We start from the raw sequence: 15,092 nt of genomic DNA, 5'->3' as shown, positions 1-15,092 counted from the left end.
AATAATTGTTTTACTATTTGACCATTGTTTATTAAAAATGTTACACTTTACAATTAAAAATTTTACTTTTATACCAGAAATAATTTAAAACAGAATACAATATTTTCTTATATTTTTTGTTTTTCTTAAAATCGTTTTACAAAATCGTTAATTATGAATATAAAAATTAAAATTATGCTTTTTGGCATTATAAGCTTAGGAATCTTTAGTTGCGGTTCTTCAAAAAAAATAGAAGCACTAAAACCAGAACCCAGCAACAATGCTCCAATTGTGTACAGCAATAAAACATCGCTAATTGCAATGCCGATGGAAGTGAGTTTAAAGGAAGTGGAATATCATTTAAATAAAAATGTAAAAGGGTTAATTTATGCTGATACCATTTTAAATGACGACAAAACAGAAATGAAAATTTGGAAAACTTCTGATATCAAATTGGTAGAACAAAACGGTGAAATTGTTTCGGTAATTCCTTTAAAAATTTGGGCAAAAATAAAATACGGAACCGAATTTATGGGTCTAAACGATACAAGAGAAATAAATATAAACGGAACCATAACCCTAAGTAGTAAAGCCAATTTTGCCAACTGGAAACTAAATACCACTTCTAAAATTGAAGATTTTGAATGGAGTGAAAGTCCAAGTATTTTAGTTGCTGGAAAAAATGTACCTATTACCTATATTGTCAATCCCACTTTATCAATTTTTAAAGGGAAAATAGCCAAGATGATTGATGAGGCAATAAATAAAAGTTGTGATTTTAAAACGCAAGTTATGCAAGTTTTAGAAACACTTTCTACACCTTTTATGGCAAATGAAGCGTATGAAACTTGGTTCAAATTAGTTCCAAATGAAATGTATAGTACAAATGCAGTTTTGAGTAATTCTAAAATTACAATGAATTTAGGATTAAAATGTCAGATGCAAACTTTAATTGGCCAAAAACCAAAAAGCGGATTTGACAAAACTAAAATCGTTTCTAAAGCGGTTGCTAAAATCCCATCCGATTTTAATGCTTCAGTTGCGGCTGTTTCTTCATACGAAAGCGCAAGTAGAATTATGACTAAAAATTTTGCTGGTCAAGAATTTGGTTCTGGGAAAAGAAAAATCACCGTTCAAAAAGTAGCATTATGGTATAAAGATGGAAAAATGATTATTGCTTTAGATATGATTGGATCGGTAAATGGAACAATATATTTAGCTGGAATTCCGAAATACAATATTGAAACTAAAGAAATTTATTTTGAAGAAATGGATTACGTTTTAAACACAAAAGGCGTGTTAACAAAAACTGCAAATTGGTTGTTACAAGGTATAATTTTAAAGAAAATTAAAGAAAGTTGCAAATATTCAATTCAACCAAATTTAGAAGAAGGAAAGAAAAGCATGCTTGCTTATTTAACTAATTATTCTCCTATGAAAGGTGTTTTTGTAAACGGAAAATTAAACGATTTTGTGTTTGAAAAAATGGAACTTACCGAAAGTGGCATTGTTGCCTTTATTACTTCAACAGGTTCTATGAAAATTACAATTGATGGAATGGAATAGTGAAAAGTAAAAAGTAAAAAGTAAAAAGGCAAAAGCAAAAATACTAAAGACGCAATTAGCCATAAAGTTTGTCATGCTGTAAGCATCTCTTATTAGTTGAATTGAACAACGTTAAGTGAGACCCTTTCATGGAGACAAGTTTGCAAGAAATTTTGGTTTGGTTTTTGAAAAATTATTCTGCGACTACTTTTTTCTTTTGTTTTAATCGCCATACTGCGTAAAATACACCCGCTACTAAAATATAAGGGATAGCCATTAAATACACAATTCCGTCGTTTACTCCTTCCGCAACCGCTTTGTTAGCTTCATTTTGTAAAGATGCTCTGCACATGGCACATTGTGCGTTTCCTTCAATTAAAAAGAAACAAGTAAAAAGTAAAAAATAAACCTTTTTTTGTAAATACTTTTGACTTTTGACTTTTGACTTTTGACTATTTCCGTTACTTAACATAATAAGGCGAAATCATTACATAAACTACCACACCTGTCACGGCAACATATAACCAAATAGGGAAAGTAATTTTCGCTAATTTTTTATGCTTATCAAATCGATACGCTAAAGCTCGAACATACGTAATTAATACTAAAGGAATAATAATTACTGAAAGTGAAATATGTGTAATAAGAATAAACAAATAATTATATCTTTCAAAACCAATTGCTATTCTTTCTGATTCTTCTAAGATAGAATTATGGTTTGTATCTCCAAACACAGCGGAAATTGAAGTCATATGGTACGCCACATACATTAATAAAAAGGCTAAAGAACAAGCAATAGCTGTTTTCATTAAATATTCGTGTAGTTTTCTTTTACCGTTTTTTATAGCTAACACGGCTATAACTAATAAAACCGCGGTAATTCCGTTAATAGTAGCATAGATAGGTGGTAAAAAGTTTAAAGGCTCTACATCATAGCCTAATTTTCTTAAATTCACACCAAATAAAGCAGCTACAGCAATTGGAATAATAATAGATACAGCTGTTATTAGTTTATTGTATTTTGTTTCGATGTTGTTTTCCATTTTAATTATTTTTTTTTGAACACAGATTGAAGAAATTATATTAATTTCTAAAATTCATATAATAAGTTATTAATTTTTATAATCACTCTTTTAATAATAATTTAATATCTTCTTTAATGGCATCAATTCCTGATTGTTCAAGGCCATCGTAATACATAATTGGGTTACCAAATTTATCTTTTCGACATCTGATATTTCCTTCTTTATCAATTAGAGCAAAAAGTCCTGAATGTTCGAAACCACCTTGTACTTTATCATTTTTACCGGCAAAGATATTAAACCCTTTATTTGCAATACTCATAATATACTCGTAATCACCTGTTAAAAAATGCCAATTCGAATGTTTTACACCTAATGATTTAGCGTGCTCTTTTAAGGCGGTTGATGTATCATTTTCGGGATCTATAGTGATTGAAGCAATACCGAAGTTTAAGTCACCATAAAAACTTTCTTGCAATTGCAACATATTTTGATTCATTTTCGGGCAAATTGTTGGACAAGATGAAAAGAAAAATTCAACCACATATACTTTACCCAAATATGATTTATCTGATATTTTCTTACCGTTTTGGTCTGTAAGATCAAAAGAAGGCACTTTAGCTAATTTTTCTAAACCGCTATCTTTAAATCTTTCCGTTAATTCATTTACTGTCCAAATTCCGAACAATAAAACAATAAATGATATTCCTATATATGAGTTTTTTTTCATGATGATATTTTTTTCTTTACTCTTAACTGAACACTAAAAACTGTTGACTGATTACTTTTTAATTACCTCTTGTTCAATTTTATCTCTAAAATCATCTTTACGTTTGTTCTTTTTTAAAGCCAAACGGTATTCGCGAAGTAATATTTTAACATCATCTGACATTTCATTATGTAACTCTGCAGCAGAAATGGTGTTATAGCATTCTCTATATTCTACTTTCCCTTTAATTTTCTGACCTTTTCTTCCTCTTAAACTTTTTTCTTTATCTAAAATATACACAAAAGGAGATCCTGTAAATTCATCTAATTTATTTTTAAATTTAAAAGTCTTGTAATACGCTTCAATAGCTTCAGGTTTTCCGAATAGAAAATGCCAATTTTTTAAATCATTAGAAAGTCTTCTAAACTCCAACATTATGGCTTTAATTTTATCTTGATTGCCATCTGGTAAAATCATCACCATTTGAAAATCTTTAAAACCGCCATATTTATTATAAATTTTCTGATTTAAGTTAAATAAATTGGCTTTTACTTCATCAATATTACTTCCTGGAAAACCTAAAACAGTAATGTTTTTATCTAAAACTACTTTCTCCCCATTCAAAGAAACAAATTCATTTGAAAGTTCAGTATGATTTTTAGAAATAACCGGTAGAAATAAGGAATTGTGTGAGGCTGTTGCGAAAAACATATACGCCACTATTGGCAATATGAAGAGTACAGTTAATACGATATATTTTTTCACTACAGAAAAGTTAAATATTGATATACAAAGATAAAAAAAATCCCGTTCCAATATAAATCGGAACGGGATTATTATTATTTATTTTATTAAAAAATCCATTTGTAATGAGAATTTTTAAATACTTCAAAAATATAATCTGCTTCAACTAAAACGATGAAGCATAAATATAAAATCAAAAATACCAGTGGTGCTACAATTGACCAGCGTAAGCTTTTCTTTTCGCCTTCTAAGTGCATAAAAGCCCACATAATATAATATGCTTTTACGATTGTTAAAATGATAAACAACCAGTTAAGTAAACTCATTCTTAAGAATGTTCCTAAAAATAAAGCTTCCGGTTTTGTTATACCAAAATAAACTTCAACAGTTGTAATGACAGATAAGATTCCGAAAACAGTCCAGATTCTTTTTAAATTAGATTCATGTGCGTGTGCCATAATATTTATTTTTTACTAAAAATTAAACTAAATAGAAGAATGTAAATACAAACACCCATACTAAATCGACAAAGTGCCAATATAAACCAACTTTCTCAACCATTTCGTAACTTTTTCTTCTTTCGTATGTACCTAATAATACATTAAAGAAAACCAAGATATTTAACATTACACCAGAGAATACGTGGAAACCGTGGAAACCTGTAATGAAAAAGAAGAAATCTGCGAATAATTTATGACCGTACTCGTTTCTAATTAAACTTGCACCTTCTACTACTAAAATAGCATCTTTCAATTTAGTTTCTGATTCAGCACGAGAAAGTACTGTTTTTTCTTTTTTCTTAGTAATGAATTCTGTTCTAACTAAAATTTCAGGATGTGATTTAAATCCAGCCATTACTTCATTAACAGAGTATTGTGGTAATTCGTGGTCTTCTTCCATAAACCAAACCCCTTTATCTCTTGTTAACTGCTCTCTTTCTTCAGGTAAAGTAGCTGCAAATTCTTCTAATTTTACTCTTTTGTATCCTGTTTTTTCAGATTTATCTACTTTCACAAATTGTAAAATAGAACCTCCAGCCGTTTCTACTGCACCATACTCCCCTTTGATGAAGTTTTTCCATTCCCAAGCTTGAGAACCTAAGAACATAAAACCACCAATTACTGTAAGTAACATATAAACAGCAACTTTTGTTTTTTGTAATTTGTGACCCGCATCAACAGCGATAACCATCGTTACTGATGAAAAGATCAAGATAAACGTCATCAATGCCACATAGTACATAGGTGCGTTTACACCGTGTAGGAATGGAAAGTGCGTAAATACCTCATCGGCAATTGGCCAAGTTTCGATAAATTTAAATCTAGAAAATCCGTAAGCAGCGATAAAACCTGAAAAGGTTAAAGCATCTGATACGATGAAAAACCACATCATCATTTTACCATAAGTGGCTCCCATTGGTCCTGGACCTCCGTCTAAAGCGTGTTCATTATTAACCGTAGCGCTCATATAATAGTTATTGTTAAAAAGTTCCCAAATTTATTGATTTTTTTCTATTTGAAAAAATAGAAAAATAAAAACAAGTAAACCCAAATAAAATCCATAAAGTGCCAATAGATGCCACTTAGCTCAATACCAAGGCATTGCGATGAATTGTATTTTTGTTTATAATGATTATAAATTACATAAATTAATGAAATCATACCTCCAAATAAATGTGCCACATGCACAAACACGAAAGCATACAAAAAAGAGACAGTTACTTTACTAGAAGAACCAAAAGGAACTAACCCTTGATTAAACAACAAATCAAATCCTTTAAATTGAAGATAGACAAATGATATTCCTAAAGCTAACGTAAGTAATAAATATACTTTTGTTAAAGAATGATTATTAGATTTAATGGCTCTTTTTGCCAAATAAAAAGTAACGCTGCTTATTAGCAATATTATTGTACTGTACGTAAATGTTGTAGGAATAACTAACTCTTTCAACCAATCTGGGCGTTGTTTGCTCACCACAAATGCACTGGTTAATCCTGCAAAAATCATTATTATGCTTATCATTGCAAAATACAACAGCATTTTATATGTTTTTGCTTTTTTATCGTAAGCTTCTTGTTCTGAACTACTTTTCATTTTTATTTGTTTAAACACATTTTTAATATAGAAATTTGTGTTCTTTATTGTTTATTTCTTGAATTATACAAATTTATCAATTACATATATAATTTGCAACAAAGTTATGTAAGTTACGCTTACTAACATTAATTTTTTTGCAGTTTTTGCATCTCTATTTTTATATAATTTTATGGCATAAAATAGCATCCAACAACCTAATAAAAAAACCACAACTGCTGCTGCAACAGACAATTGTAAAGCACCGGTAAAACCAAATACTGGCAAAATAGATGCAACCATTAACCAAAAAGTATATAAAATAATTTGTATGGCTGTTTTATTATCTCGTTTTCCTGTTGGCAACATAAAAAAACCGGCTTTTTCATAGTCTTCAAATAAAAACCAACCTATTGCCCAAAAATGTGGAAATTGCCAAAAAAACTGAATTAAAAACAAAGTCCCCGCTTCGATTCCGAAACTTCCTGTAGCTGCTACCCATCCTAACATAAAAGGAATAGCGCCAGGAAAAGCACCTACAAAAACAGATAAAGGCGTTAATGTTTTTAATGGCGTATACAAACTTACGTACATAAATATAGAAATAGCCCCAAACATTGCCGTTTTTGGATTGATAAAATACAATACAACCAAACCAATACACGTTAATACAAAACCTAAAGTTAATGCATTATTTACAGACATTCGGCCTGATGGTACAGGACGATTTTTTGTTCTGTCCATTTTCGCATCTAAATCTTTTTCAATAACTTGATTAAAAATATTAGAAGCGCCCACCATACAATAGCCACCAATGGCTAATAATATTAATGTAATAACACTAAAAGGATGTTTGTCTGAAAAACCTAACAAATACCCCACAATAGAAGAAAACACTACACTTATTGCTAAGCCAGCTTTTGTAATTTCTTTAAAATCTAAGAAAATCGATTTTAATGTGACGGTAGTTGTTTTCAAAAGTGAATTTTTAATCGAGTGCAAAGATAGTAAGAAGATTTTGGTTTTCGCAATACTTAGTAAAGCAAATTCAAAATTTATAATTTAATAATTTCCAGAATACAGTATCCCATCTGAAATGGATTTTGCAGCAGAAGTTCCAATTCTTTTTACACCTAATTGTATCATTTGAAGCGCTTCTTCTTTTGTTTTGATACCACCAGACGCTTTCACTTGAAGTGGAAATGCATTTTCCAACATCGCAATAATTGAGGGAATTGTAGCGCCATTTGGCAATCCGTTTGATGTTTTATAAAATCCTGTTGACGATTTTACAAAAACCGAATCAAAATCTTTTTCAGTAAAGTTAGCAATTACTACATTTTTTATTAATGAAGTCAATTGAATAATTTGCGAGCCATTTAACGCTGCAACTTCAATAATCCACTTAATTTTTTTACGATGCGCTAACGCTAATTTTGTTCCTTGCAGCACTTCTTTTTTTACTAAATCAATTTTACCTAATTTAAAGGCTTCAAAATTAATTACAAAATCCAATTCATCTGCACCATTTTCAATGGCTGTTTTAGCTTCATTTATTTTTTCTTCGATAGAAAAAGTGCCTTCTGGAAATCCAATTACGGTGCCAATTAACACTTTTGAAGCGGCAGCTACCAATTGCTTCTTAGCAACAACAATTTTATCTGGACGAAGCATAACTAATATAAACTTTTCTTCAATTGCTTCTTGTACAAAATCATAAACAATTTGATTGTTTTCTTTTTCAGAAACGCCCGCTTGTTTGGCTGTTTTTAAATACGTTGAATCTAAGTAATGTTTTATATTCATTATATAAATTTATTGATTAAACAAAAAACATCTCAACTAATGTGAGATGTTTTTGTTTTGTATTACGTGATAAGATTTTACTAATATAAAACTGGTAATAGCGCCTAAGGCATTAGCAACAATATCATACCAATCAAAAGCCCTGTTTTTTGTATATTTTTCTTGTAAAAACTCAATACTAATTCCTAATAATAATGCTATGAAAAGCACGATTAAAAAATATCGTAATGAAATGTGTTTTAAACTCATAATCCATAAGAAAACAAATACAAAATAGAATACAAAATGTATAATTTTATCTATATTTTCAAAGGGAATTATTGGCAAACTTGGCGAATCGTTTAAACACAAATAAAAAATTAAAAGTGTCCAAAAAATGGCACAAATTTTAAAAAAATTATGCCCCAATAAGTGCCGCGTAATCTTCACTTGATAGTAATTGTGCCGCTTCAGAAGCATCAGATATTTTTACTTTTACCATCCATCCTGCACCATATGGATCAGAATTTACAGCTTCTGGATTACTCTCTAAATCGTCATTAAATTCAATGATTTCTCCACTTAATGGTAAAAATAAATCTGAAACCGTTTTAACTGCTTCCACAGTTCCAAAAACCTCATCTTTATCTAAAGTTTGGTCTAAAGTTTCAACTTCAACATAAACAATATCTCCTAATTCTTTTTGAGCAAAATCAGTAATTCCTACAGTTGCTACATCGCCATCAATTGAAACCCATTCGTGGTCTTTTGTGTACTTTAAATTCGCTGGTATATTCATCTTATTAATTGTGTTTTTATTTTGACAAATGTAAATTATATTCTTAAAATTTACTATTAATTTTTAATTTTTAATTTCCGAAATTATATCGTAAAGTAAATCCAGAACGGATATTTGTTAACGGAAAAGCTGTTGATATAACCGCTTTTGAAAACTGATGATCGTAAAAGAAAATAGCTGTAAAATTCTTGCTAAATGAATAATCTGCAGTTAGCTTTAACGACCAAATATTCTGTCCACCACCTAATTGATTGTTATTATAATCTAAATATCGAACAATTGTCATGTTTTCTCGTAATGTAAAATCGGCTTTTAAATTGATATCACTCTTTATCATCCCTTGCGCGTTGTCTGCTAATTTCGAGTTAATTTGAACGCCTTTAATTCTGTATCCTAAACGAACGGTATAATCATTTCCTTGTACTTCGGTTAATAAGTTGTTGTCAAAACTCATATTTAAACTTCTGTCTTTTTTAACTTCAGCCATCACATTAAATGAGTTTTTCAACTCAAAACTTACATTTATTAACGGATTAAATTGTTCTGTTAAATTGACATTTGAAGTTATGATTTCTGGAAATAAATTACCTTTTGTATCCGTTGGACTTGGATTTAAATTACTTCTAAATGCATTTACACTATAACTTGAACGATATCCGTGTTGTATCGAGAATTTTTTGAAATTATCTTTAAACCAAGCCATCTTCATAAATCCTGTATATTTTAATGTCCAGTTTGGTAACGGAAAATTAGAAAATAAACCCGTTTGAACCTTAGCGGTTTGTACACCCGTATAAGCAGATAAAAAAGCCGGCACTAAAACACGTTGGCTATTTTTACCAAATTTGGTAGGAAAACCATCTAATTCTCTTGGATAGTTTGCTGTTCCATAATAATCTTCAGCTAAACGAATTGCTAATGCGTATCTGTTTTTTCGGAATCTATCGAAAATTTCTGATTCATTTTCATCACTTGCTTTGAAAGCCGTTTTAATCATTACGGTTGAAATACTAAAATTTCCAGTGCTAAATGGTGCTCTAGATTGGTAATTACCACCCACAGCATCAAATTGTTCCGAGTAATTTTCAGTACTATTTCTTTCCGCGTTGATGTCGATTCCTAAATCTGGAATTAATTCAATTCTGGCTGTATAATCTAATTTTTTAGATATAATTTGAGAAAAACTCTGGTTAAACTCAGGATAATTGGTTAAGTAACCCATTTTTGCTGCTTCGTATCGAATATCAGCTTGATCCCCAAAGACAAATCCTAAAGTAGGTCTTGAACTTCCGAAAAACCCTAAACCTGGTAAATAACCGGGCAATAACGTTCCGCCTGATTCTGAATAATTAACCTGGATATTTTTAACAGAAGTTAGTAATCCAATTCCAAATTTAGCAAAGGCATTTCTTTCTTCAGTTTGAGGTTGTTTAGGGGTTGTATTGGTTACTTTTTCTCCTGGTTTTGGTGGTGCTTTTTTAGTATTTGCAGGTTGTTTTTTCTGTTTTTTAGCTGTTAATCCTATATATTTATAAAACATATTCATATCTAATCCGGCATTTATTTTATGCGAATTAGCATTCTGAATGGTGTTTCCTAATTGATATATAGTTCCGTCTAACGCTTGAAAAGTTGAAAAGGCATCCGAAGCACGTTGCCAACTGTAATCACCAGTATACACATAAGACGTTTTAATAAAACTTAAAAGTGGAATTTTATTTATTGGTAAATCGTAATTAGCTGTTATTTGTTGGTTGTGTGTGTTTGCTGTACCAAAATTCCAGTAATCATTCCAAATATCTAAATCGTTAATTGGGTTGTTTTGTGTGTCAAAATAATTACGTACGATATTATTATTCGCAGCTGTATAATTTAATTTTAATGATTTAGTAATTGGAAAATTTACACCATACTGATAATTGAAAAAATAATTTCTTCTATATAATGGATCCAAACCAATACCTTGAACATCAATTAATCTGAATTGTTGACGATTAAATTGTCTGGTAATATTTGAATTAAACGTTACATTACTTGGCAAAAAGTTAAAATTAAAATCGCTTATTGCTTTATAATATCCATTTTTCTTGAAAAATTTATTCTTCTTAAATGGTTCAATAGATTTTGCTTTAAATGAATATGCGTAATCTAAAGATGTTTTTTGTTGTTGATCTACCAAATTTTCAACTTGAAAATCATGATGTAACATTTCATTAAATGAGTACGAAAGAGTAATATTTTCTACATCATAAAAATGTTGTTTTTGTTTGTCGCCTCTTTCTTTTTTAACACCAATAAAGTTTACACTCGTACGCTTTGTGTAATCAATTGCACGGTTTTTAATTTCTTCTTTTTTATTCTGATTTGTTTCTGCAGCAATTACTTCTTTTAATTCTAAATCTTGAAAAGAAGGATCAAACTTTGGTGTAATTATTTGCTCGCCTACTGCATAGTTAAATGGTAAATTTAATTTCCATTTTTTTGGTAAAATTTGTCCTACATTAAAATTTGATACGATGTCATATTGTTTTACATCTTCTCGACTTCTTTCATTTGGGCCTTGTTCTAAGGCACCAAAACCAATAGTACTAATTCTACCTGTTGCAGAAAAAGTGGCAAAATCGGCCAAATTCGTATCTAAATTAGCCACTGCGGCATAACCGCCTTTGTTATCAATTTCAGACATACGTAATTCGTTGAACCAAACTTCTCCTCTTAAGGGACCTGTAGCAGAAGGATTTGGATTTTTTACTCCAATCATTAACGTTCTTACTTGTCCAAAATTTGGATTCCCTTTAATACCAATATTTAAACGACTTTTTGTAGAACCTAAAGCACTTTCATTTAAAAATGCAATTCCATTGACATCTGGAACAATTGAACCATCACCCGCGATATTTAGACTTTTAATTTTAGATAATAAAGCAAGAGGTAATTCGATTTCGTTATCTGCTAACCAAACATCTTCTGCTGTTCTTGCACTTAAAGAACTTACTCTTAACGGCATTTCAATTTGATAGAAGTTATCTGTAAAGTCATTACCTAAACGAATGAACGCTACTAATTCGTCATCTTTTAAATCGGTTCCATTTCCTAAATCTGCTTTTAAAGGCTCGGCGTGTAAAAACATACGTAATTTTTTGTATTGGCGCATGTCTACGTCTACATTTTTAAATACGGCTCTTGAATCATTTTCTTCTAATCCTCCTAAACCTACACTTGATGCATCTTTTTTATAAATTCGTAAAGATAAAGATTGTTCATTTTGATTAATAACAGTATTGTTATTAAACAATTGTTCTCTATCTACTCCAGGAGGTGCTACATACGGAATAGGACTTCTGTTTGCGTTCTCCTGAATATTTATAGCTACTACATCAAATCCTGTATCGTCATTAGACACATCAGCATCTAAGGCGTCTAAAGTATACACGTATCTTCTCCATTCCCCTCTAACTAAATCTAACGATCCCAAACGAAGTGTTACTTCATCGTTAAAACCAGATAAAAACATTCTCATAAATCGAATGGTTCTGAAATCGGTAATTGGCCCTTCGATATTTGCAGCAGTTGCTTCTAAAATTGGAATTTTATACTGCACCCATCTAACAGGAATAGCATTCCCGTTTGGTACAGAAGCCGTTGTAGTTAAAACATCAGAAACATAATTTTGTCCCACAACTGGATTTGGAGCAACTTGAATATTAAATTTATAATACGCATTTATCGTATTCATAGTATTGTCTCTATTCAAATCTTCCACATCAGGAATTGTTGAATTTCCTCTATTCGTATCAGTTACTGTGATAGGTGAATTCCCTTCTAAACCATTGTAATTTTTATAGCGATCTAAAATGGTTCCAGTAGTGTTTAAATAATATTGATAATTATCTGCTGAAGCATCATTAAAAGCAGCAAAAGCTGGGTGCTTGATTCTTTCTTCTGCATCATTTAAACCATTTAAACCCACATCCTGAACTCCTCTATTGGCTTCATTGGTGTCAAATGCATAAATTAACGATTGAGACGCAGGTACTTTACCCCAGTTTGTAGAATACGTTGGCTGTGTACCCCCATTTTCTGGCAAACCATTTTCATATAATTTTCTTCCGTCTTTTAGTATATCCTCACTAATTTCTCCTAAATTTAAGGTTAATGTTCCCGTATTTGAAGGATTTGTAACATCTGTAGTTGTTCCGAAATAAGGATCCATCATCCAAAACTGCACATATTCTACATTAGATTGTTCAAAATTTGTAGTATTTATGGCACGCATAATTCCTGCCCAATTATTAGGTGCATCTATAGCAGGAAATTGATTGTTTGATGCAGCAACTGGATTGTAATTGTATGGCCCACGTTCTCTTGGATAATAGGTTAAATCTAACGTATTAATTACATTAGTTTGTCCTTGAGGTATATCGATATTTGGAAATAATTCTTGGCTGAAAATACGTCTGGTTTTATTGGTAGAAATATCGTTATCATCAATTCCTGCCGGCTTGTTTACATAAAAAATTGGATCAATATTATACCAAGACAATTTAGCTCTTTTGTATCCATATACTCTATCATCTTCATTTAACTCACCACCAAAACCTATTGGTGTACTCGCTAAAGACCAAGCTAAAGGCGATTTTAAATCGATATTAGATTGAGTGCCTTCAAAATCATCAATGTACGAAGTTGGTTCACCATTAAAATCTGCCGCTTTTGGGGCATTTGGAAATAAATAAGCAAACTCTCCACGGAAAGACACATTGGAAGGCGCTTCTGTTTCAATGTTTGGTAATTTATTTACCAACCTTGTTAAAAAAGGAACTTCGGTTGAAAAATTAGTATTTAAACCAACTATTGTATTATTTACCGATTCTTGATTATAATCTGCTTTTTGAGTAAAAGGTCGTTCTGTCATTTTAAGAAAAGTTCCGCCTAATAAAAACTTCTCATTAAATTTATGTTCTACATTTAATCCATAAAATCGTTTGGTTTGTTGTCCGAAAACCGAATTGTTTTCTAACGAAACATTTATTGGTGTGTTTGAAGCTAACAAAGATGGGTCTAAAATATTAACACGACCTGCTTGATAATTTACGGTATAATCTACCCCTTCAACTAAAACTCTTCCGCCTGCAGTAACCACAACACTTCCTTGTGGTACATTAAACGCATTTAAAGAAATTCCATCGCCACCAGCAGATTTAAAACTACCTTTTAATTTGAATTTATTTTTTGAACTTTCTTGTAAAGCTGCAGCTTGTGTAGATTTATATAAAGTCCTGAAAACGTATTTTGCTTGATTAGAGTTGTATGAAAGTGGCGTGTCGTAATCTTCCGTTAAGGTAGTAACATCTAATTTATTAAATAAGTGTTTACCAAAAGGTTCAACCGTAGTGAAAATAATTCTTCCATATTGAGAATCTACTGTAATTCCTGGATAAAAATCGAAAAATCCATCTCCATTTGGTTGCGGGTCGTTCGTGAAATTTAACTTATCTAAATTAAATACTTTCAACAAAGGTGTATTGGCAACATTTGAAGGCAATGCGTCAATACCCGCTTGTGTAATATAATTTAAAGGTGCTGGATCTTGGTATAATATATTAAATTTAAAATCTTGTTGTTGCAATTGATTTCCACCAGGAATTTGATAGATGTTTTTCATCATTAAATCCCAACTTGGCTCGCTAACATTGATTAAGCTCCCTTTTAACATTTTTAAAAGCAACGCTTGTGTAGTTGGTACGCCTGCAGGATCAACTGTTGTAGATTCTAAACCATCATTTGCAAATTCCCCTACTTGGTAAACTTCTCCACCAATGGTGTATTGGTACGCTACCGCCAAAACCTCATCATTTTGCAATTTCTGATTTAAGGAAATGTACCCTAGTTGTGGATGAAACGTATATTCTGTAGTGGCTAATTTTCTGGCATTTTCTAATTTCGAATAATCAATTCCTTCAGAAAAGGTACTTGTGGGATTAGAAACTAAATTAAAACCTGTTGATGCTGTTGCGATTTCTCTTATTGCAGGCGTTAAAAAACTACCCGCTTGTCCAATATTTCCAGGATTGAACTTATTATTTTTATTGTCAGTTGGTGTATCTGCAGCTACATTAAAAAATGTTGGATTTAGAGTTAAATCCGTACCTACAACTTCGTTATCTGGAGTTGTACTTAATTGCGATTCTCCTAAATCTTGTAATGCTATTATATTTCTTAAGTTGTTATCTGTAGTGGTAACTCGGTTTTGTCTATTCGTAATCCAAACTTCAATTCTGGTGATTTTTGCTCGAGAATCAATTACTGGATAATTTCTTAAGGCATTATCATAATTATTTCTGAAATATTGTGATAAGAAATAGTGCTTATCCGAATCATAATCTAATGCAAAAAAGTCAAACTCCTGAATAGTTCCTCCTCCTTGACTCGTT

13 protein-coding genes are annotated in these 15,092 nt (G+C 31.0%); 1 reads left to right on the top strand and 12 read right to left on the bottom strand.

Annotated features, from left to right (window positions below):
• Positions 1-153 precede the first annotated feature (153 nt).
• A complete protein-coding gene (locus ABWO04_RS06215; protein ID WP_353078312.1) occupies positions 154-1,545 on the top strand; it encodes a DUF4403 family protein in 1,392 nt (463 codons plus the stop codon).
• Between the two features lie 172 nt (positions 1,546-1,717).
• On the opposite strand, the gene ABWO04_RS12135 is transcribed toward ABWO04_RS06215, so the two are convergent.
• The 12 genes from ABWO04_RS12135 to sov all read right to left on the bottom strand — a co-directional run.
• Entirely contained in the window at positions 1,718-1,996 is a 279-nt protein-coding gene (locus ABWO04_RS12135) for a CAMCR motif-containing small membrane protein (RefSeq protein ID WP_502903970.1), read from the bottom strand.
• Positions 1,986-2,567 carry a DUF420 domain-containing protein gene (locus ABWO04_RS06205; RefSeq protein ID WP_353078308.1) on the bottom strand — a complete coding sequence of 194 codons (582 nt, stop codon included), beginning with the start codon at positions 2,565-2,567 and terminating at the stop codon, positions 1,986-1,988. The genes ABWO04_RS12135 and ABWO04_RS06205 overlap by 11 nt, the downstream gene beginning before the upstream one ends.
• Positions 2,568-2,649: 82 nt before the next feature.
• Positions 2,650-3,276 carry an SCO family protein gene (locus ABWO04_RS06200; RefSeq protein WP_353078306.1) on the bottom strand — a complete coding sequence of 209 codons (627 nt, stop codon included), beginning with the start codon at positions 3,274-3,276 and terminating at the stop codon, positions 2,650-2,652.
• A gap of 51 nt (positions 3,277-3,327) precedes the next feature.
• Complete coding sequence (locus ABWO04_RS06195; protein ID WP_353078304.1) at positions 3,328-4,020, bottom strand: hypothetical protein; 693 nt, start codon at positions 4,018-4,020, stop codon at positions 3,328-3,330.
• An 86-nt stretch (positions 4,021-4,106) separates the two neighbouring features.
• Positions 4,107-4,457: a cytochrome C oxidase subunit IV family protein gene (locus ABWO04_RS06190; RefSeq protein WP_353078302.1), complete on the bottom strand. Its 351-nt coding sequence runs from the start codon at positions 4,455-4,457 to the stop codon at positions 4,107-4,109.
• Positions 4,458-4,479: 22 nt separating this feature from the next.
• Positions 4,480-5,466 carry a cytochrome c oxidase subunit 3 gene (locus tag ABWO04_RS06185; protein WP_353078300.1) on the bottom strand — a complete coding sequence of 329 codons (987 nt, stop codon included), beginning with the start codon at positions 5,464-5,466 and terminating at the stop codon, positions 4,480-4,482.
• Between the two features lie 44 nt (positions 5,467-5,510).
• Positions 5,511-6,095 (bottom strand): cytochrome c oxidase subunit 3, encoded by a 585-nt coding sequence (locus tag ABWO04_RS06180; RefSeq protein WP_353078298.1) that lies wholly within the window; start codon positions 6,093-6,095, stop codon positions 5,511-5,513.
• A gap of 63 nt (positions 6,096-6,158) precedes the next feature.
• Positions 6,159-7,052: a heme o synthase gene (gene cyoE, locus ABWO04_RS06175; protein WP_353078296.1), complete on the bottom strand. Its 894-nt coding sequence runs from the start codon at positions 7,050-7,052 to the stop codon at positions 6,159-6,161.
• 84 nt (positions 7,053-7,136) lie between these two features.
• On the bottom strand, positions 7,137-7,880 hold the full coding sequence (deoC, locus tag ABWO04_RS06170) for a deoxyribose-phosphate aldolase (protein ID WP_353078294.1): 744 nt from the start codon (positions 7,878-7,880) through the stop codon (positions 7,137-7,139).
• A gap of 36 nt (positions 7,881-7,916) precedes the next feature.
• Positions 7,917-8,339 (bottom strand): VanZ family protein, encoded by a 423-nt coding sequence (locus ABWO04_RS06165; protein ID WP_502903969.1) that lies wholly within the window; start codon positions 8,337-8,339, stop codon positions 7,917-7,919.
• Positions 8,278-8,658 (bottom strand): glycine cleavage system protein GcvH, encoded by a 381-nt coding sequence (gene gcvH / locus ABWO04_RS06160; protein WP_353078291.1) that lies wholly within the window; start codon positions 8,656-8,658, stop codon positions 8,278-8,280. Before gcvH ends, ABWO04_RS06165 begins: the two co-directional genes overlap by 62 nt.
• 70 nt (positions 8,659-8,728) lie before the next feature.
• The coding region (sov, locus tag ABWO04_RS06155; RefSeq protein ID WP_353078289.1) for a T9SS outer membrane translocon Sov/SprA at positions 8,729-15,092 on the bottom strand (6,364 nt) is incomplete at its 5' end.

The sequence above is a fragment of the Flavobacterium sp. genome, from assembly GCF_040382755.1.
In the GTDB taxonomy this organism is placed as follows: Bacteria; Bacteroidota; Bacteroidia; order Flavobacteriales; family Flavobacteriaceae; genus Flavobacterium.
Note: the sequence above shows the minus strand (reverse complement) of the source record. Positions and strands in the feature narration are given on the sequence as shown.

Bases quoted from the DNA above. Each gene is read 5' to 3' on its own strand.
- ABWO04_RS06215 (WP_353078312.1), top strand. From the start codon at position 154: ATGAATATAAAAATTAAAATTATGCTTTTTGGCATTATAAGCTTAGGA.
- ABWO04_RS12135 (WP_502903970.1), bottom strand. From the start codon at position 1,996: ATGTTAAGTAACGGAAATAGTCAAAAGTCAAAAGTCAAAAGTCAAAAG.
- ABWO04_RS06205 (WP_353078308.1), bottom strand. From the start codon at position 2,567: ATGGAAAACAACATCGAAACAAAATACAATAAACTAATAACAGCTGTA.
- ABWO04_RS06200 (WP_353078306.1), bottom strand. From the start codon at position 3,276: ATGAAAAAAAACTCATATATAGGAATATCATTTATTGTTTTATTGTTC.
- ABWO04_RS06190 (WP_353078302.1), bottom strand. From the start codon at position 4,457: ATGGCACACGCACATGAATCTAATTTAAAAAGAATCTGGACTGTTTTC.
- ABWO04_RS06185 (WP_353078300.1), bottom strand. From the start codon at position 5,466: ATGAGCGCTACGGTTAATAATGAACACGCTTTAGACGGAGGTCCAGGA.
- ABWO04_RS06180 (WP_353078298.1), bottom strand. From the start codon at position 6,095: ATGAAAAGTAGTTCAGAACAAGAAGCTTACGATAAAAAAGCAAAAACA.
- deoC (WP_353078294.1), bottom strand. From the start codon at position 7,880: ATGAATATAAAACATTACTTAGATTCAACGTATTTAAAAACAGCCAAA.
- ABWO04_RS06165 (WP_502903969.1), bottom strand. From the start codon at position 8,339: ATGCTTCTGAAGCGGCACAATTACTATCAAGTGAAGATTACGCGGCAC.
- gcvH (WP_353078291.1), bottom strand. From the start codon at position 8,658: ATGAATATACCAGCGAATTTAAAGTACACAAAAGACCACGAATGGGTT.